Below are 18,713 nucleotides of genomic sequence, written 5' to 3' on the forward strand. Positions count from 1 at the left end.
TACGGTGAATCCGCTGTTGTACGCTTGACCTGAAAGGGAGGCTGTGAGAAAATCATCCTCAAGAAGCCACCTCTTCAATTTTTAACAATAGTTAACTAAATAATGAATCCTGTTACATTCAATTGTACCGTTCTGCGCGACGGGCACCAGTCCCTGGCAGCTACCCGCATGAAGACGGAAGACATGCTGCCCATCGCCCCCATTCTGGACTCCATGGGCTTCAGCGCCCTGGAAACCTGGGGCGGCGCCACCATCGACGCCGGACTGCGCTTTTTGAAGGAGTGGCCCTTTGACCGCCTGGACGCCCTGAAGAAGGCCGCCCCCAAGACGCCGCACATGATGCTCCTGCGCGGCCAGAACATCGTGGGCTACACCAACTACGCGGACGACGTGGTGGAAGCCTTCGTGGCCATGAGCGCCAAGCACGGCATGAACATCTTCCGCATTTTCGACTGCGTGAACGATCCGCGCAACATGGAAACCTCCATCCGCGCCGCCAAGAAGGCCGGAGCCCAGGCCCACGGCACCATCTGTTACACCACCTCCCCCGTGCACACCACGCAGAGCTTCGTGGACATGGGCCGGGAACTGGCGGACATGGGCGCGGACGCCATCGTCATCAAGGACATGGCCGGCCTCATCCCCCCCTACGTGACCAATGAACTGGTCACCGCCCTGAAGAAGGACCTGAACATCCCCGTCTGGATCCACACGCATGACACCGCGGGCCTCGGCGCCTCCACCTACCTCAGCGCCATTGACGCCGGGGTGGACGCGTGCGACGTCTCCATCTCCCCCTTCGCCAACGGCACGGGCCAGCCGGACTGCCTGCGCATGCTCGCCCTGCTGAACGGCAATCCCCGCAAGCCGGATTACGACACGGACAAGCTCATTGAGGTGTCCGAAATGCTCAAGCCCGTTTACGACAGCCTGGGCAAGTTCACCTCCCACCGCAACGAAGTGGTGGACTCCGACACGCTCCGCTACCAGGTGCCCGGCGGCATGCTCTCCAACTTCCGCACCCAGCTCAAGGAACAGGGCATGGAAGACAAGTTTGAAGAAGTGTTCGCGGAAATCCCCGTGGTCCGCAAGGCCCTGGGCTGGATTCCTCTGGTCACCCCTACCTCCCAGATTGTGGGCGTGCAGTCCATGCTGAACGTAAAGTTCGGCCGCTGGAAGAACATCACTCCCCAGGCGGCGGACATTGCCCTGGGCTACTACGGCCGCACCCCGGCCCCAGTGGACCCGGAAGTGCAGAAGCTCTGCGCGGAAAAGATGGGCAAGGAACCGATCACCTGCCGTCCGGCGGACCTGATCAAGCCCGGCATGGAAGACCTACGCAAGAAGCTCGCGGAAAAGGGACTGCCTACGGACGACGAACACTGCGTCATTTACGCCATGTTCCCGCAGCAGGTGGAAGACTTCTACAAGAAGCCGGAACCGAAGGAAGAAGCCCCCGTGCAGGTGAACACCGCTCCTGCCGCAGCTCCCGCAGCCGCTGCGCCGTCCATGACCGTCATCGACAACGGCATCACCGCCCAGGTGAGCGGTCCCTCCAGTTCCCGTGACCTGACCATCGTCATCAACGGCCAGTCCCACTCCGTGAAGGTGGAACGCATCGGCTAAAAATCTCCGGCATACCGGATAAAATTACTTGCGGGCTGTCCCATCCATGGAAGGGACAGCCCGCTTTGCGTTTACACCCCCCTGCTCCTTATTTACCCATTCTGCTCTCTCTTGGAGGGAATCACGCCGCCAACCAGAAGGCATGGGCATCTTGTTGTCCAATTTCATCCATATTCAGATATCTGGTTTTTAATAGATTGTCGCTTTGGTACCCCATCTCCCATTGCAGGGTCCATATTCCCGGAATTCCAGCGCGTGGTAACTGGCAAAGGTGTGCCTTAACACGTCCTGTACCCATGGTCGGCATTTATTCCAACCCGCACGGGCACGCACCAGCCGCCACTTGCGTTCCCACCCTGCCGGGCACAACGGTTGTTCCCCGGGACGGGTTCGGAAAGCGCGCAAATACCGCAACGCCGCAGGCCGAAGAGTCACCCGTCGCGCTCCGCCCATCTTGGAATGCTGCGCTGGTATCAACAGAGCTTTTTCTTCCAGCCGGATGTGCTGGAATTGCAGCCTTCTAGCCTCTTGGGGCCCTACCTCGGCATACAACATCAGCGTAGCTGACGGCAGACACTCACCGTCGCACACCTCACATGCGGCCTTCATCAGCCGTCGCTTGTACTCGTCCTTTACGCATCCAGCAAATGAGCAAGGCTTCTTCTGCCGTTAATTCTTGTTTAGTCATGAAGCGAAGATAGGCAACCGGATAGGCTATCCGCAAGATTCGTGTGGGTTGATTTTCTTCAGGGAAAGAGTAACGGGACAAATATTTGCGTGCTTGATCAATGAATGAATATTGCCATTATGCCCTTGTTTCCTTATCGTTTTTTATTGCTCCGACCGTTTTATGCTTGATGCGGATAGCCTATCCGTGCAAAAAGAGGGGACGCAATGTCTCCCTCCACCCAAACTTCTTTTCAGATCAAATCCCGTGAACGGGTAGCGGATCACGGGGAAGTATTTACCCCTGACTGGCTGGTGAATGACATGCTCAAATTGGTGGATCGAGAAGTGGAACGCATTGACAGCCGCTTTCTGGAACCGGCATGCGGAGAGGGCAGCTTCCTGGCTCCCATCCTGTTGAGGAAACTGGCAACCGTCCGCCGGCAATACAGTAAATCCCCGGCAGATTATGAGTTCCGTGCCGTTCTGGCTCTCATGTCTATCTACGGGGTGGAACTGCTGGTGGATAACGTCTGCGCCTGCCGGGAACGCCTGCTGACCTTGTGGCTGGCAGAATATGAACAGCGCTTAAAACGTCCACCCTCTGCGGAATGCCTGGCAACCGTCCACTTTGTTCTGGAACGCAATATTCTTAACGGCAACGCCCTGAGCATGAAAAAAGTGGATGCATCCGCTCAGGATACTCAGGAGCCTATCATCTTTTCCGAATGGTCTGCCGTTACGGGCCCCCTCATCAAACGCCGGGATTTCCGCCAGGATGAACTCCTGCGTGATCAAGACGCCCGGAATTCCCTGGAACAGGCAAAAGGTGAACTTTCCCTGGAATACGTTCCCAAATCCCCGGTAAGAGAATTTCCCCCGACGGATTATCGCAAACTCCCGGAAGCAGAGTCATGAACGACGGCACCCATAACCCCGACGTGTTGAGCTGTCTGGTCAATCTTTCCAATGATGAGGTGCTTACGCCACCGGAGATTGCCAACGCCATGCTGGATCTGCTGCCACAGGAGCTTTTTTCTGACCCATCCGTCACTTTTCTGGACCCCTGCTGTAAGAGCGGCGTCTTTCTGCGGGAGATCGCCAAACGGCTCAACAAGGGACTGGAAGCCAAAATCCCGGATCGTGAAGAACGTCTGGCACATATTTTCAAAAAACAGATCTTCGGCATCGCCATTACGGAGCTGACGTCCCTCCTCGCCCGCCGTGGCGTGTATTGCTCCAAATTCCCCAACGGCCCCTATTCCGTCGTTCATTTCGACAATGCCGAGGGCAACATCCGTTACAAACACCTCCCCCACTCCTGGAGCGGTAGAAAATGTGTCTTTTGCGGTGCCTCCTCGGCCGCCTATGGAGAACAAGCCCGAAAGAAGGGAACGGAAAGCCACGCTTACGAATTCATCCACACAAACCATCCGAGCACCCTGTTTCACATGAACTTTGATGTCATCATCGGCAATCCTCCTTATCAGCTCAGCGACGGTGGCGATACGGAGGAACGACGCAGAGGCGGAGCTATTCCCCTTTATCATCTATTTATTCAACAAGCCAAAAAGCTCAATCCCTGTTATTTGATAATGATTGTTCCATCCCGCTGGTTTTCCGGAGGGAGAGGACTTGATCAATTCCGGAATGAAATGCTGAGTGATAAGCGGCTTGTGCAAATCGTGGATTATTCGGACTCTTCCGAATGTTTTCCTGGGGTAGAAATCAAGGGTGGTATTTCCTATTTCCTTTGGAATCGGGCTCATCAAGGTGATTGTCTAGTTAAAAACATCAGACATGGAGCAATTCAGACCATGCGTCGACCGTTGTTGGAAAAAGACTGTGAAACATTTATTCGCTATAATGAGGCCATTCCGATTTTGAGAAAGGTTCTTCAGGTTAGTCAAAAAAGCATCAAATCTCTTATCAGCAGTCAAAAGCCTTTTGGGTTCAGAACTTATGTGAAAGGCTCCAAAGAAAGGATGCCTGATTCCGTTATTCTTTATGCTAATAACCATGTGGGATTTGTGAACAGGGATGAGATATCTCAAAATACGGCATGGGTTGATAAATATAAAGTTTTCATTTCTAGTGCGTATGGAGCAGGTGAAGATTTTCCTCATCAGATTCTGAACAAGCCCTTTTTGGGGGAACCGGGCAGTTGCTGCACAGAAACCTATCTGGTCATTGGCCCTTTTAACAATAAGGAAGAAGCTGAGCATGTAATGAGCTACATCAGAACAAAATTCTTCCGTTTTATAGTACTCCTAAAAAAGAATACCCAGCACGCTGCTGCTCGGGTCTATTCCTTCGTGCCGATGCAGGACTTCAGCAAGGCGTGGACGGATGAAGAACTCTATGCCAAGTATAGCTTAACAGAAGAAGAAATAAGCTTCATCGAAAGCATGATCCGCCCGATGGAAGGAGACTGAGCCGGATGAATCCTGTAGCCATGGAAAATACTGCCGCGTTTTTTGAACAAAAAACGAATGCGCGTCCGATGATTTATGCCTATGAGGACGCCAACTACCCCGGTTGCCTGAAAGTGGGTTACACTACAGTGGACGTAGCGACACGGGTGGCTCAACAGTATCCCACGCTGAGGCCGGAGGGCGACAAACCCTACCGGATTGTCTTTGCAGAACCTGCGCTGTATGAAGACGGGGGGAGCTTTACGGACCACGATATTCACCGAATGCTGAAAAAAAAGCAGGTGGAACACGTGGGAGGAGAATGGTTCCGTTGTAAGGAAAAAGATGTAAGAGCAGCATGGCTGGCGGTGCGGACCCGGACAGCCAATACGGAAAACCGCACCCGGGATTTTGCCATGAGGCCAGAGCAGGCGGAAGCCGTGGAGAGAACCCGAAGTTATTTTATGGCAGAACGGGCGGACGGACGCACCCCGCGCTTTCTTTGGAATGCAAAAATGCGCTTTGGCAAGACCTTTGCCGCCTACCATCTGGCACGGCAATTAAACGTTAGGCGTGTGCTCATCCTGACCTTTAAGCCCGCGGTGCAGACCGCCTGGAAGGAAGACCTGGAAACGCACCGGGATTTTGAAGGCTGGCAGTTCATCTTCCGTGAAAAAGGGCCGGATGCCCTTCCCATTGACGCACAATACCGAAAGGCGGACGCTGGACGGCCCATCGTTTGCTTTGGCTCCTTTCAGGATTTTCTGGGGGTGAATAAAGAGACGGGCGGCATCAAGCCCCAGCATGAATGGGTGAGGGAAATCAACTGGGATCTGGTCATCTTTGATGAATATCACTTTGGAGCGTGGAAGGAGAACGCCAGAGCCCTGTTTCTGATGGAAGATGAGGAAGAAGAGTACACTGCTGCGCTGAGCGACAACAGCGGCAATACCTGTAATGAACAGGATCTGCCAATCACGGCAGATGGGTACCTTTACCTCTCTGGCACACCGTTCCGGGCCCTGAACTCCGGGGAGTTTATTGAAGAACAAATCTACAACTGGACTTATTCTGACGAACAACGTGCCAAGGACGCTTGGCAGGGAGAAGAGAACCCGTACGCCGCCTTGCCGCGCATGGTACTGCTCACCTACCGCATACCGGATGACATCAGGCAGATCGCCCTAGAAGGAGAGTTTAATGAGTTTGACCTGAACAGCTTTTTCCAGGCAAAAGGCAAAGGGCGTGAAGCCCGCTTTACCCATGAAGAACACGTGCAGAAGTGGCTCAACCTGATCCGCGGCGCCCATCATGCCACGGCGACGGATGAACTGAAGCTGGGCGGCAAAAAGCCCCCGATGCCCTACTCAGACACCCGGCTGATGGGGTTGCTTAACCATACCCTGTGGTTCCTGCCGGACGTGGCAGCCTGCCACGCCATGAACAACCTGCTGCAACAACGTCAAAATACCTTTTACCATGACTATACCGTCATTGTCTGCGCCGGGATGGAGGCCGGAACGGGTGCGGACGCCCTACAGCCCGTACTGGAGGCCATGGGCGGCAATCCGCTGGAAAGTAAAACCATTACGCTCTCTTGCGGTAAACTGACCACGGGCGTTACCGTAAAGCCATGGGCAGGCATCTTCATGCTGCGCAACCTCTCCAGCCCGGAAACTTACTTCCAGGCCGCCTTCCGGGTGCAAAGCCCGTGGACGGTGGACGGTGAACAGAGTAAGAAAGAAATCGTTAAGAAGAACTGTTACGTCTTTGACTTTGCTCTGAACCGTGCCCTCAAACAAATCTCTGACTACAGCTGCCGCCTGAATACAAACCCGGGTAATCCGGAAACCAAGGTGAAGGAGTTCATCAACTTCCTTCCCGTGCTGGCCTACGACGGCAGCGCCATGAAAAAGGTGGAGGCCGCGGAAATACTAGATATGGCCATGGCAGGCACCAGCGCCACTCTGCTGGCCAGACGTTGGGAAAGCGCCCTGCTGGTCAATGTGGATAACGCTACTCTGCAACGTTTGCTTGCCAGCCGGGAAGCTATGGATGCCCTAATGAGCATTGAAGGCTTCCGCAACCTGAACAGCGACATTAAAACCATTATTAACAAATCCGACGCCGTCAAAGGAACACGTAGAGAAAAAGACAAGCTGACGCCGAAGGAAAAGAAAGACCTCTCGCAGGAAGAAAAGGAAATCAAATCCCTGCGCAAGCAGGTACAGCAAAAGCTGATCAAGTTTGCCGCCAGAATTCCCATCTTCATGTATTTGTCAGACTTCCGGGAATACTGCCTGAAGGATGTGATCACCCAACTGGAACCACACCTGTTCCGGAAGGTAACCGGGCTGACGGAAAAAGATTTTGAACTGCTCGTCAGCCTGAACCTCTTTAATGAAGCTTTAATGAATGATGCTGTGTACAAGTTCAAACGGTATGAAGACGCCAGTCTGGTTTATACGGGCATCAATCGTCATGCGGATGAAAACGTGGGTCTGTACGCCACCATCCTGACCCGGGAAGACTATGAATTGATGGCTGGTGTTCAGCAAGATTCCATGACCGGCACCGCGGCGGAAGAAGCCCCTTTTGCTCCAACGGCAGACAACCTCGACGCCTGCCAGGCAGAAGAGGATGACGAGGAAGCGGAAGCCCCGCTCACACCACGCCCGAGCATCCGCAAAGGCATGGCCGTTACCCACCGGGAATACGGCACAGGTACCGTGGTAAAGTTGGATGAAGCCGCTGGTCGAATTACCATAAAGTTTGGAGGAGAAAAAAAACTCTTCCCCTACCCGCGCAGCCTGGAACAAGGCAAACTAACCCCGGTTGAGAGGTAAGCCCGGTAAGGGCTTGGTATTGGCATCACTCCGTAAAAAATAGAAGGCGTGCGCCTTACGGCTCACGGTGGCGGATCATGGCAAACTCCCACCGTGCGGGGCGAGTCACGCGCCAGAGCAGCAAGAGGGCAACGACGGCCAAGCCGATAATGAATCCCGTCCAAATGCCGCGCGTACCAATGGGCGTGAATCCCGGAATTACCGGGGTTGCCTCCAGCATCCACGCAGGTCGGTCCCCTCTGAGACTTGAATTCAATCTTGCCGCCTGCCGGATTAGTAACTGTAATAGACATAATTCAATAATGATAGCGTGGGGATTCATTTCCCTCACGCCGCCATTACAATTCCGAAACGCCGCGGGCGCACCTTCCGCCATGCCTCCGGGCATCTTTACTTTCCGGGACGCCGTATCAACCCGTGGAAAGGAAATGCTCCGGAAGATCAGTTTTCCCGGGGAGACACCATTTTAATATTGGGAATGATCAGGGTAAAGATGACGAAGGCCGCCAGGTAGGCGCTTCCACAGACCATGAAGATGATGTCGTACCCATGGGAGGCATTTCCCTGGGCGGCAAACCAGGACAGGGTCAGGCCCACCGCCGTCTGGAACAGCACGCTGCCGATCTGCCCCGCCATGCCGGAAAGGCCGGTAATGGAGGCCACGTCCGACTTCGGGAACATGTCGGAACCCAGCGTGTACACGCTGGCGGACCACGCTTGGTGCGCGCCTCCCGCCAGCCCCAGCACCGCCACGATGGTCCACATGTCAAAGTACTGGACGAAGATCACCGGAACCACGCAGCAGGCAAAGATGAGCATGGAGATTTTCCTGACCTTGTTCAGGCTCCATCCACGGTTTGCCAGGAATTTGGTCAGGGTGCCGCCCAAAATGCTCAGTACGGTTACCAGGGCGTAAATGACGATCAGCGGCAGGGCGGATTCCTTGATGTTATAGCCAAAGTGCTTGCTGAAGAAATCCGGCAGCCAGAAGAGGAAGAACCACCAGATGGGATCCGTCAGGAAGCGCACGAGGATGAGGCTCCAGGACTGCCTGTAAGCCAGCAATTTCCTCCACGGAATGGAGGCCCTGGCTTCCTCCTTTTCCGCCTGCGCCAGGGCGGCGGATTCCTCCGCCAGCTTCACGCGCGGGTTCTTCGGCATCCGGAGCCAGAATATCACCCAGATAAAGCCGAGAACGCCCGCGGCAATAAAGGCGGACTGCCACCCCCACGCGGCGGCAATGAACGGGATGGTGGCCGGAGCCACCAGCGCTCCCACGTTCGCGCCGGAATTGAACAGGGTGGTGGCGAACACGCGCTCCCCGGAGGAGAACCAGTTGGTCACCGTCTTGATGCTCGCCGGGAAGTTGCCGCCTTCCCCCAGCCCCAGGATAACGCGGCTGAGGCCCATGGATTTGACGCCTACGGCAAAGGCATGGGAAAGCGCGCCCACGCTCCACCAGATGATGGAAATGGCAAAGCCCATCCGCGCGCCGTATTTGTCGATAATCCACCCGAACATGGTCAGGCCCACCGCGTAGGAAGCCTGGAAGATGGACATGATCATGCCGTACTGGGCGTCCGTCCAGCCCAGTTCTTGGTCCAGAATGGGTTTCAGGATGGAAAGAATCTGGCGGTCCAGGTAGTTGATCGTCGTCGCCGCAAAGAGCATGAAGAGAATCATCCACCGGAAGGAGTCCTGCCTTGGTTGTTCCTGGAGCATGGGTAAAATGCAGTTGGTTGTTAAAGGGCGTCTGCCTTCAAGGCTTTCAGGGCTTCCCGCGTGCGCCTGCCTATTTCCTCCCAGTCTCCGGCCTCAATGAGGGGAGATTCGCAAATCCAGGAACCGCCGCAGGCGGCCACTTCCGGGATTTCCAGCCAGGAGCCGATGTTGCCCGCGTTGATGCCGCCCGTGGGCATGATGCGCACGCCCGTATGGCGGAACGCGGCCAGCAGGGATTTAAGCATCCTGACGCCGCCCGCGGCCTCCGCCGGGAAAAACTTCTGGAACAGGCAGCCCAGGGAAAGGGCTTGGCTCATTTCCGAGGCGGTGGAGACGCCCGGCACAAACAGGAAATCCATCTCCGCGGCGGCTTTCACCACCTGCGGGTCAAAGCCGGGAGCCACGCCGAACGAGGCTCCCGCCCGGCAGGCGGCCTGCGCCTGTTCCGGCGTCAGGAGGGTTCCCGCGCCCACCAGCATTCCGGGGACTTCCCGGGAAATGCGGGCAATGGCTTCCGCGGCGGCAGGCGTTCTGAACGTGATTTCCATGCAGGCGCAGCCGTTGTCCAGCAGCGCTTTGGCAAGGGGTACGGCCTTGTCCGCGTCATGGATGACGACGACGGGGACAAGCCTGATGGCGGATAATTTTTCCAGCAGTGTCTTCATGGTTTAAAAGTTGAAATATTGTTTGGCGTTCCTGTAGGAGATGTCCGCCGCCATGGAGCCTACCATCTCCATGTCGTCCGGAACCAGGCCCTGCGCCATGTCACGCCCCAGGACACGGCACAGGATGCGGCGGAAGTATTCATGCCGCGTGTAGCTCAGCAAGCTGCGGCTGTCCGTCAGCATGCCCACGAAGCGGGATAGCATGCCGAGCTGGCTGAGGGTTTCCAGATGGCGGGTCATGCCGTCCATCTGGTCCAGGAACCACCAGGCGGCCCCGTACTGCATTTTTCCGGCCGTGACGCCGTCCTGGAAACTGCCGCAGAGCACGGCCAGGGCGGCGTTGTCCCGCGGATTAAGGTTGTACAGGATGGTGCGCGGCAATGTTCCCTGTTGAGCGGAACGGTCCAGCAGGCGGCCCAGGGGGGAGATGTAGGTGAAATCCGCAATGGCGTCAAAACCCGTATCCGGCCCCAGGTCCCGCAGGGCGGCTCCGTTCGGATTCCTGAGCGCGCCCACATGAAGCTGGCGCACCCAGTTTTTCGCGGAATCCAGCTCCGCGAAGTAACCCATCAGGTAGTTGGAGAAACGGGCCGCATCCCCGGAGGCGATGTCACCGCCCCGGAGAGCGGAGGCGAACAGGGCGGCGGCTTCCTCTCCGGACAGGCTTTCCCCGTCAAACGCTTCAAGTGAGTGGTCCGAGAGCTTGCAGCCGTGACGGGCAAAAAAGTCATGCCTGGAGGCGAGCGCTTCCCTGAAAGCGGCCAAATCACGGATTTCCATGCCGGATGCCTGTTCCAGGCGCGCCACCCACTCCCGCCACGCACTGCCCTGGTGGACGGCGCGCGCCTTGTCCGGGCGGAAGGTGGGGAGCAGTTTGACGGAATCCCCGGAAGAGGCATGCCTCCGGTGGGCGGACAGGTCGTCGCAGGGGTCGTCCGTGGTGCAGACGGTCTCCACATTCATCCTTTTCAGGATATCCAGCGCGCCCATTCCTCCGGACTGAAGCATGGAGGAGGTTTTTTTCCAGACCTCGTCCGCCGTTTCCGGACTGAACAGAATGCCGGAAATGCCGAAGGGGCGGCGCAGTTCCAGATGCGTCCAGTGGTACAAGGGATTGCGCAGCAGGCGCGGCACCGTAGCCGCCCAGGCGTCATATTTCTCCCGGTCCGGAGCGTCTCCGGAACAGAGGCGTTCCGGAATGCCGTTCGTCCTCATGGCGCGCCATTTGTAATGGTCCCCGTCCAGCCAGAGCTGGGCGATGTTGGAGAACTGGCGGTTGTCCGCAATGGCGGCGGGGTCCAGGTGGGAATGGTAGTCGATGATCGGCTGTCCTTCCGCGTACTCATGAAAAAGCGTCCTGGCCTGGGGAGTGTCCAGCAGGAAATCGTCGTTGATAAACATGGCGGCAAACGTTGGCGGTTATACTCCGGAATAGGCCAGAAAGCCCCCGTCCACGGGAATGATGACGCCCGTGACGAAGGAAGCGGAAGGAGAGACCAGGAAGCGGAGCGCCCCGCAGAGGTCCTCCGGCTCACCGAAACGGTGCATGGGCGTCTTGGCAAGCACCTTGCGGCCGCGCGGCGTGGGGGTTGCCCCGTCCTTTTCCATCATCAGGAAGCGGTTCTGCTCCGTGATGAAGAACCCGGGGGCAATCGCGTTCACGCGGACGCCCAGCGGGGCCAGATGCGTGGCGAGCCACTTGGTAAAATTGTCCACCGCGGCCTTGGCGGCTCCGTACGCGCCCACCTTGGTCAGGGGCTGGAAGGCAGCCATGGAGGAGATGTTGACGATGCACCCGCCGGAGGCGGCCAGCAGTTCCCCGAACACCTGGGAAGGCAGGATGGTGCCGATCATGTTGAGGCGGTTCACGTACTCAAAGCCCTCCATGTCCATGCCGAAGAAGCCTTGATCCGCCGGAGTGTCCGGCATGCATTGCTCCGCCGGGCTGGTTCCGCGCGGGTCATTGCCGCCCGCGCCGTTCACCAGGATGTCCAGCCTTCCCCATTCTTCCTTCACGCGGGAACAGGCCTGTTCCAGAGCGGCCTTGTCCAGCACGTCCGCAGCCAGCACCAGCGTCCGGCCCAGACCTTCCTCCGCCAGCTTCCGCTGGAGGTCTTCCAGCTTGGAGCGGGTACGGCCCAGGAGGGCCACACTGGCCCCGGCCTTCAGCAGGTCACGGGCCATCACGGAACAGAGCACGCCCGCGGCCCCGGTCACGACAGCGGTTTTTCCCGCCAGCGGACGGAAGGACTGGAGCCCCATCGCCAGGCCGCGCAGTTCCGCCAGGCCGATCACGCGGCCGCCGTAGGAATACCCGGCATAGCAGTGCTTCTCCAGGTCAATGTCCATCAGCTTCCCGTGGTCCGGGCGCACCGGAATGCGCCAGTCCGGCCATCCCGCGGCCTTGCGGCGGGCTTCCTCGTCCAGCAGGCACTGCATGGCATAGGCCATGTCCGTATGGCCGCAAAGGTGGGAACCGGATTCCCGGAAGCTTTCATGATCCGCGTCAAACACCGTATTGCGGAAATGGGCGAAATACACCCTGTCCGCAAACTCCTCCATCAGCAGGTGCGGCGCATTGGAATAAAGGCCGCCCAGGGAGCCGGTGCAGAGCGTGAAGCCGGAATGCATGGAGGGAACCTCCCGCACCAGTTGGCGCATGTCCTCCTCATCACTCATGATACGGGGAAGGCCGAAGATGGGCCGGGGAGGATCATCCGGATGAATGGCCATGCGGATGCCCGTTTCCTCGCACACGGGCATGATTTCATTCAGAAAGTCATACAGGTTCCGGCGCAATTGCGCATCGTCAATGCCCTCGTAGCGTTTGAGCATCTCCCTGAACTGTTCCGGCGTCAGGTCATCCACCGTGCCGGGCAGGCCCAGCAGGATGGAATCCGCCAGCGCCTTGCGGGCGTCTCCGTCCATGGACTGGAAAAGTTCGCGGGCGCGCGCAACCGTTTCCGGCGCGTAATCATCCGCAGCCCCCGCCCTCTCCAGAACAAACAGGTCAAACGCGGCCACGCGGACGGCGTCATACTTTAAAACGCTGCTGCCGTCCTCCAGCGGAAAAGCCAGGTCGGAACGCGTCCAGTCCAGCACGGGCATGAAATTGTAGCACACCACTTTCACGCCTCCTGCGGCCAGGTTGCGGAGGCTCTGCTTGTAAACCTCCAGATAATGCTTCCAGTTTCCCGAACGCGTCTTGATGTCTTCATGGACGGCAATGCTTTCCGCCACCACCCATTTCATCCCGGCGTCTTCAACCATCCGCGCGCGTTCGGCCACGGCCTCCCGCGTCCAGAGTTCCCCGCACTTCACTTCATGCAGGGCCGTCACAATGCCCGCGGCTCCGGCCTGGCGGATGTCCCTCAACGTCACAGGATCACTTGGACCGTACCATCTCCAGCTTTCAATCATGTCAGGAAGAATTAAAGGGTTAGCGGTCCACGCGGGCGGTTCCGCCTTTCATCACTTTTTCCACTTCCGCCAGCGTGGCCGTGGAGGTATCCCCCGGAGTGGTCATGGCCAGCGCGCCGTGGGCGCAGCCGCAGTTCACGGCGTACTGGGGTCCCTTGCCGGACAGCAGGCCGTAAATCAGGCCGGAGGCAAAGGAATCCCCGCCGCCCACGCGGTCCAGGATTTCCAGGTTCGGGAAGGAAATGGAATCATAAAATTCGCCGTCGTAATACAGCATGGCCGCCCAGTCGTTCAGCGTGGCCGTTCGGGCCACGCGCAGCGTAGTGGCCGCGGCCTTGAAGCCGAACTCCTTGACGGCGCGGCGGATCATCCGGCGGTAGGAGTCATGGTCAATGCGGGAAAAATCTTCCGTGCTCCCTTCAATGGAAAGTCCCAGGGACGCCTGGAAATCCTCTTCATTGCCGATCATCACGTCCACAAAGGGGGCGATGGCCCGGTTCACCTCCTGCGCACGGGCCTGCCCCCCGATGCTCTTCCAGAGGGAGGGGCGGTAATTCAAGTCATAGGAAACGATGGTCCCGTGCCTGCGGGCGGCCTGCACGGCTTCCAGCACCACGGCGCTGGTCGTTTCCGAAAGGCCCGCGTAAATGCCGCCTGTATGGAACCAGCGCACGCCGTGCCTGCCGAACAGGGCGTCCCAGTCCACCTCCCCGGGCTTCATCTGGCAGGCGGCGCTCAGGCCGCGGTCTGAGCAGCCCACGGCGGCGCGCACGCCATAGCCGCGCTCCGTAAAGTTCAGGCCCACGCGGCAATCGCGGCCAATGCCGTCAAACGGCTTCCACGCCACGTAATCCATGTCCAGGCCGCCCTGGAGCATGCAGTCTTCCAGCAAGCGTCCCACGGGATTGTCGCAAATGGCGGTGACGATGGCTCCGCGCATCCTGAAGCAGCGCCGGAGTCCGCGGGCTACGTTGTATTCCCCTCCGCCCTCGCACACGCGGAAGGAACGGGTGGTATGGATGCGCCCTTCTCCGGGGTCCAGCCTCAGCATCACTTCACCCAGGGAGGCAATGTCCCAGCGGCATTCCTGTTCTGATTTAATAGTTAAAGACATATAAAAGCATCAAATGGTACGGTTCTGCTTAGTATAAAAGAACTGTTTTTCTCCACAAGGGAAAACGAAGAAAAAAGACCAGATATAATGTAAAGTTTTGATGTTAAAAAATTTAACTATAAATTTTACCACGGAAGAAACAGCATTGCCTGAAAGTTCCCGAATTTATTCCAACTTAAAAGTCATGTACCCTGACTCAACATTTTTTACAAGTAATTGACGCAGATAATCTTAACCTATATATCAATATCACGATGAAACGGAGCGAGTGTAAACAGACCCCGGAAGAACTGCTGGCCAGCAGGCTCAAACCCGGAGAGCGGATTTTATGGAAAGGCCGGCCTGTGGAACGGAGCTGGACTGGTGGGGATACGGGAAAACTTCTGTTCGGAAGCGCGCTGTTCAGCCTGTGCACAGCCTTCTTCCTGGTGCTGCCGACATTCCTGAATTTGTGTTTTGATGCCAGGATGAGATACTATCGCTTCCCTTCCATATTCGGCATCCTCCTTGCCGTCCTTATCATCACTCCCCTGCTGGTTTCTTCCCTGTATTTGCTGACATCCCCGTGGCGAAAACGAAAAACCAGGCGCAACACCCGCTACGTTTTCACAGGCCAGCGCCTGATAACCATCATTCGGGAAACTCCTTTATTTTTCCCCTCCTCACAAGAGTTCCGCTTCCACTCTTATCCCATTCCCAGGCGAAGGCTCATCCGGACATATTCATGCAAGGATGGTACCGGGAATGTTATTCTGGAGTACCGGAAAGGAGGTTATTTTGTGATGGAAGACATGGAACATCCCCGGAAAGCGGCGGATGTTCTGAAAAAACTGGTGAACCAGCATAACGCCTCTGCTTCAGCAGCATTGACTACATCAGCTGACAGAGATCAATCTGCCATGTCCCGGAGAAGTCCCGATGGAATTGATGCTTCTGAAGAAATTTGGAGCAGAAAACTCAAGCCCGGAGAACAGGTGCTGTGGAAAAGCCATCCCGTGGAACGGTGCTGGACCTTCGTAGTCACAAGGCAATTCCTGTACGGAATCTTCCTGTTTATCTTGCCACTGGCGCTTACTCTAGGGGGCTGGCAACGTGTAACCAGTTTTCCGGCGGACGGCAGGTTCACTCCCGTTTTTTACTTTTTTATTCCGGGATGGATTTGTATCGTCCTTGGAGCCATCTATTATCCCCTGAATGCATTTGCAGCTCCATGGAAGGAACGGAAACGCCACCGCAATACCCTTTACATACTGACGGAACACCGCCTGATGACGATCATCGACCACAGCATCCGGACCTATTCCGTTCACAAAATCAAGGGGATCCGGCACCGTCTGCGCAAAAACGGATCCGGAGACATCATGCTGAAATACGGAAAGAAAAGAGTCTTCAAATTCAAGGACATCATGAATGCCCGTGAAGCAGTCGATATCCTGAAAAGTCTCCGGACGACTCAACCTACTCCGGAACGGGAAAGGTGAATCATTCCCGCTCCGGAGAAAAAGTTATTCTCCGTTTAAGCGCATCCGGGCGAACTCCCGCCTGGTGGTGCGCCTTACCCGCCAGAGCAGGAGCACAGCAGCCACGGACAAGCCGATGATAAACCCTATCCAGATGCCGCGCGCGCCCATGGCCGGAACAATCCAGTTGGTACGGGCCAGGATGTAGCACACCGGGAACCCGACGATCCAGTAGGAAAAGAAGGTGATGACGGTGATGGAAGCCGTGTCCCGGAAGCCTCTCAGCACCCCGACGGAGAGCACCTGCAGGCAGTCCGGAAGCTGGTAGGCCGCCGCCAGAATCAGCAGGACGGAAGCCGTGCTGACAATCATCTCCGAGTCATTGTACAAGTGCACGATCTGCTCCCGGAACAGGGTGATGCCGCCAAAGGTGCACAGGCAGATGGTGAGCACCAGCACATAGGAGGACAGGACGGCGGACTTGGTGCCCGCCAGGTCCTTCCTGCCGTGGTGGTACGCCACGCGGATGGAGGCCGCCAGACCTACGGAGAGCGGAAGCATGAAGACCAGGCCACCCACGTTCCCGGCAATCTGGTGGCTGGCCACCTGCGTTTCTCCCAGCGGGGCCAGTACCAGCGCGGCCGCGCAGAAGAGCATCACCTCGCACAACTGGGAAACGCCGATCGGTACGCCGAGCCGCATGAGGTGGGTGATGACGGAAGGCGTGGGACGCCGCCAGGAAACGATGTGCCTGCGGTACGGCCTGTGCTTGGGATTCAGGTAGACCAGCAGGAACATCAGCAGGAATTCAATGTAGAAGATGACCGCCGTGGCCGCTCCGCATCCCGCTCCGCCCATGCGGGGAAAACCGTACAGGCCGAAGACGAAGATGTAGTTCAGCGGGATGTTGAGCAGCAGGCCGCACAGCCCCACGTACATGGCGGGCCGGGTCATGTTGGACCCCTCGTTCAAGCTCTTGAGGGCCACGAATCCCAGGTTGGCGGGCAGGCCCCACATGATGGCGAACATGTAGGCGGAAGCCATCTGGCACATGGCGACGTCATCGGAAATCCAGCCGAACACGTTTCTCAGCACATAAATGACCGGCATGGAAACCAGGCTGAGCATCAGCGCCAGCCACAAGCCGTGGTTGGTCATGTAACCCACGCGGCTTTCATGGCTTTTCCCCCGCATGTTGGCAATCACGGGGCCGATGATCATCAGCACGCCGCAAGCGAACAGCGCTACAGGCAGGTACACGGAAGACCCCAGCGCCACGGCGGCCATGTCCGTCACTCCGGCGCGCCCGGCCACAATGGCGTCCACCGCTCCCATGCCCACAATGGAGAGGTTGACCACCAGCACCGGGAGGGCCAGCGGTATCAGTTTTTTCATCTCCTTCAAATTCCACGTCTTATTCATTTCTTTCTTTCCTTCCATGCATTCCTCCTTCAAGGAGCCGGAACATGCCGGCAAACAAGCCGGACCGGAGCGGCAAGCTCCAACCCGGCTTCAGGTTAAGGGTATCAACCGGACCGGGGCCTCCTGCCCCGTCCGGACATTCAGCGGTCAAGCACCACACGGGCGCATTGTTCAGCCACCTGGCGGAACGCGGCGGAAACCGGGTTCTGCTCAGGGTCTTCCAGGGCCACGGGGCGGCCTTCGTCCCCGCCGGAGCGGGTGGCGATGTCCAGCGGAATCTTGCCGAGAAGGGGCACGCCCAGCTTGGCCGCTTCCCGTTCGCCGCCGCCTTCGCCAAAGATGTGGTAAATCTTGCCGTCGGAGGGGCACTGGAAATAGCTCATGTTCTCTATGACGCCCAGAATGGGAGTCTTTACTCGTTCAAAGAGGCCGATGGCCTTGCGGGCGTCAATCAGCGCGACCTCCTGCGGGGTGGTGACCACCACCACACCGTCCAGTTCAGCTGTCTGCACAATGGTCAGCTGGATGTCCCCCGTGCCGGGAGGCAGGTCCAGAATCAGGAAATCCACGTCCCCCCACGCCACGTTGCGCAGGAACTGCTGCACGTAGCGGGTAGCCAGGGGGCCGCGCACGGCCACAGGGTCAGCCTCATTGATCAGCAGCCCCATGGAAAGCAGCTTTACGCCATGGGCCGTTACCGGAAGAAATTCGTCATTCTCATTGGCGCCGGGCCGTTCCTTGGTGCCGAACATCAGGGACATGGAGGGGCCGTAAATGTCCAGGTCCACCAGGCCCACGGAATAGCCCAGCTTGCTCAGGGCTACCGCCAGGTTGGCGGAAACGGTGGATTTGCCCACCCCGCCCTTGCCGGAGGCAACGGCGATCACGTGCCTGGCGCCGGGGACGGAGGATTTCCAGGTGGAGGGGTCGTCATTGACTCCCTTCCTGGCTTCCGGAGCCTTGTGTTCGATATTGACGTCACAATGCTTTACGCCGGGAAGATGCTTCATCACGCCATGGACGCCTTCAAAAATGTAACGGGGAATATCCGCATTCTTGCTCTCAATCACCAAATCAATCGTGACGTTGTTTTCAGCGTCAATGTCGATCTTCTTCACCAGCCCGAAGGATACGATGTCGCGGCTGAAACCCGGGAATTTAACCGTGGTCAGCGCGGCCCGTATCAGCTCCGGAGTCAATTCCTGTTGTGTCGTCATGTGTCTGAAATACTAGTGGTTGCCATAAACATTCCGCCCCCGTGCCTCCGGAACGCAGCATGCGCCGGAATACAGAGATAAGGGGACGGCAAAACCGGGAAGCAAAAATACTCCCTTTTTTATTTTTGACAACGCCTAATT

General features: G+C 57.4%; 12 protein-coding genes and 1 pseudogene. 5 read left to right on the forward strand and 8 right to left on the reverse strand.

The features are described 5' to 3' along the window. The first annotated feature begins 102 nt into the window (after positions 1 to 102). From CXU21_RS10015 to CXU21_RS10030, 4 genes are all read left to right on the forward strand, one after another. The gene (locus CXU21_RS10015) at positions 103 to 1,626 is read left to right on the forward strand and encodes a pyruvate carboxylase subunit B (protein ID WP_102725936.1); all 1,524 of its coding nucleotides are present in this window, start codon (positions 103 to 105) and stop codon (positions 1,624 to 1,626) included. Positions 1,627 to 2,520: 894 nt separating this feature from the next. Beyond that, positions 2,521 to 3,210 (forward strand): restriction endonuclease subunit M, encoded by a 690-nt coding sequence (locus CXU21_RS10020; protein WP_102725937.1) that lies wholly within the window; start codon positions 2,521 to 2,523, stop codon positions 3,208 to 3,210. Beyond that, complete coding sequence (locus CXU21_RS10025; RefSeq protein WP_102725938.1) at positions 3,207 to 4,727, forward strand: Eco57I restriction-modification methylase domain-containing protein; 1,521 nt, start codon at positions 3,207 to 3,209, stop codon at positions 4,725 to 4,727. Before CXU21_RS10020 ends, CXU21_RS10025 begins: the two co-directional genes overlap by 4 nt. Before the next feature lie 20 nt (positions 4,728 to 4,747). Further along, on the forward strand, positions 4,748 to 7,552 hold the full coding sequence (locus CXU21_RS10030) for a DEAD/DEAH box helicase (protein ID WP_102726179.1): 2,805 nt from the start codon (positions 4,748 to 4,750) through the stop codon (positions 7,550 to 7,552). A 441-nt stretch (positions 7,553 to 7,993) separates the two neighbouring features. Here CXU21_RS10030 and CXU21_RS10040 read toward each other — a convergent pair whose 3' ends face one another. The 6 genes and pseudogenes from CXU21_RS10040 to CXU21_RS10060 all read right to left on the reverse strand — a co-directional run bounded on the left by CXU21_RS10040 (position 7,994) and on the right by CXU21_RS10060 (position 14,473). Then, positions 7,994 to 9,274, reverse strand: a complete 1,281-nt coding sequence (locus CXU21_RS10040; RefSeq protein WP_102715734.1) for an MFS transporter — start codon at positions 9,272 to 9,274, stop codon at positions 7,994 to 7,996. A 20-nt stretch (positions 9,275 to 9,294) separates the two neighbouring features. Further along, complete coding sequence (gene eda, locus CXU21_RS10045; RefSeq protein ID WP_102725940.1) at positions 9,295 to 9,939, reverse strand: bifunctional 4-hydroxy-2-oxoglutarate aldolase/2-dehydro-3-deoxy-phosphogluconate aldolase; 645 nt, start codon at positions 9,937 to 9,939, stop codon at positions 9,295 to 9,297. A gap of 3 nt (positions 9,940 to 9,942) precedes the next feature. Further along, positions 9,943 to 11,340, reverse strand: coding sequence for a glucuronate isomerase (gene uxaC / locus CXU21_RS10050; protein ID WP_102725941.1), 1,398 nt, complete (start codon positions 11,338 to 11,340; stop codon positions 9,943 to 9,945). An 18-nt stretch (positions 11,341 to 11,358) separates the two neighbouring features. Then, the gene (locus tag CXU21_RS12650) at positions 11,359 to 12,201 is read right to left on the reverse strand and encodes an SDR family oxidoreductase (RefSeq protein ID WP_343125744.1); all 843 of its coding nucleotides are present in this window, start codon (positions 12,199 to 12,201) and stop codon (positions 11,359 to 11,361) included. Further along, positions 12,190 to 13,359: pseudogene (gene uxuA, locus CXU21_RS12655) on the reverse strand (mannonate dehydratase); the annotation flags it as partial. The pseudogene uxuA and the gene CXU21_RS12650, both read right to left, overlap by 12 nt. 19 nt (positions 13,360 to 13,378) lie before the next feature. Then, a complete protein-coding gene (locus CXU21_RS10060) occupies positions 13,379 to 14,473 on the reverse strand; it encodes a sugar kinase (RefSeq protein WP_102725943.1) in 1,095 nt (364 codons plus the stop codon). 899 nt (positions 14,474 to 15,372) lie between these two features. On the opposite strand from CXU21_RS10060, the gene CXU21_RS12215 reads away from it, so the two are divergent. Then, complete coding sequence (locus tag CXU21_RS12215; protein WP_146017049.1) at positions 15,373 to 15,954, forward strand: hypothetical protein; 582 nt, start codon at positions 15,373 to 15,375, stop codon at positions 15,952 to 15,954. 24 nt (positions 15,955 to 15,978) lie between these two features. Here the strand turns inward: CXU21_RS12215 and CXU21_RS10070 are convergent, their stop codons facing one another. Then, positions 15,979 to 17,355: an MATE family efflux transporter gene (locus CXU21_RS10070; RefSeq protein WP_180972774.1), complete on the reverse strand. Its 1,377-nt coding sequence runs from the start codon at positions 17,353 to 17,355 to the stop codon at positions 15,979 to 15,981. A 140-nt stretch (positions 17,356 to 17,495) separates the two neighbouring features. After that, positions 17,496 to 18,572, reverse strand: coding sequence for a P-loop NTPase (locus CXU21_RS10075; RefSeq protein ID WP_102715723.1), 1,077 nt, complete (start codon positions 18,570 to 18,572; stop codon positions 17,496 to 17,498). Positions 18,573 to 18,713: the final 141 nt, after the last annotated feature.

Origin of the sequence: Akkermansia muciniphila, from assembly GCF_002884975.1 — a bacterium.
GTDB classification, from domain to species: domain Bacteria; phylum Verrucomicrobiota; class Verrucomicrobiia; order Verrucomicrobiales; family Akkermansiaceae; genus Akkermansia; species Akkermansia muciniphila_C.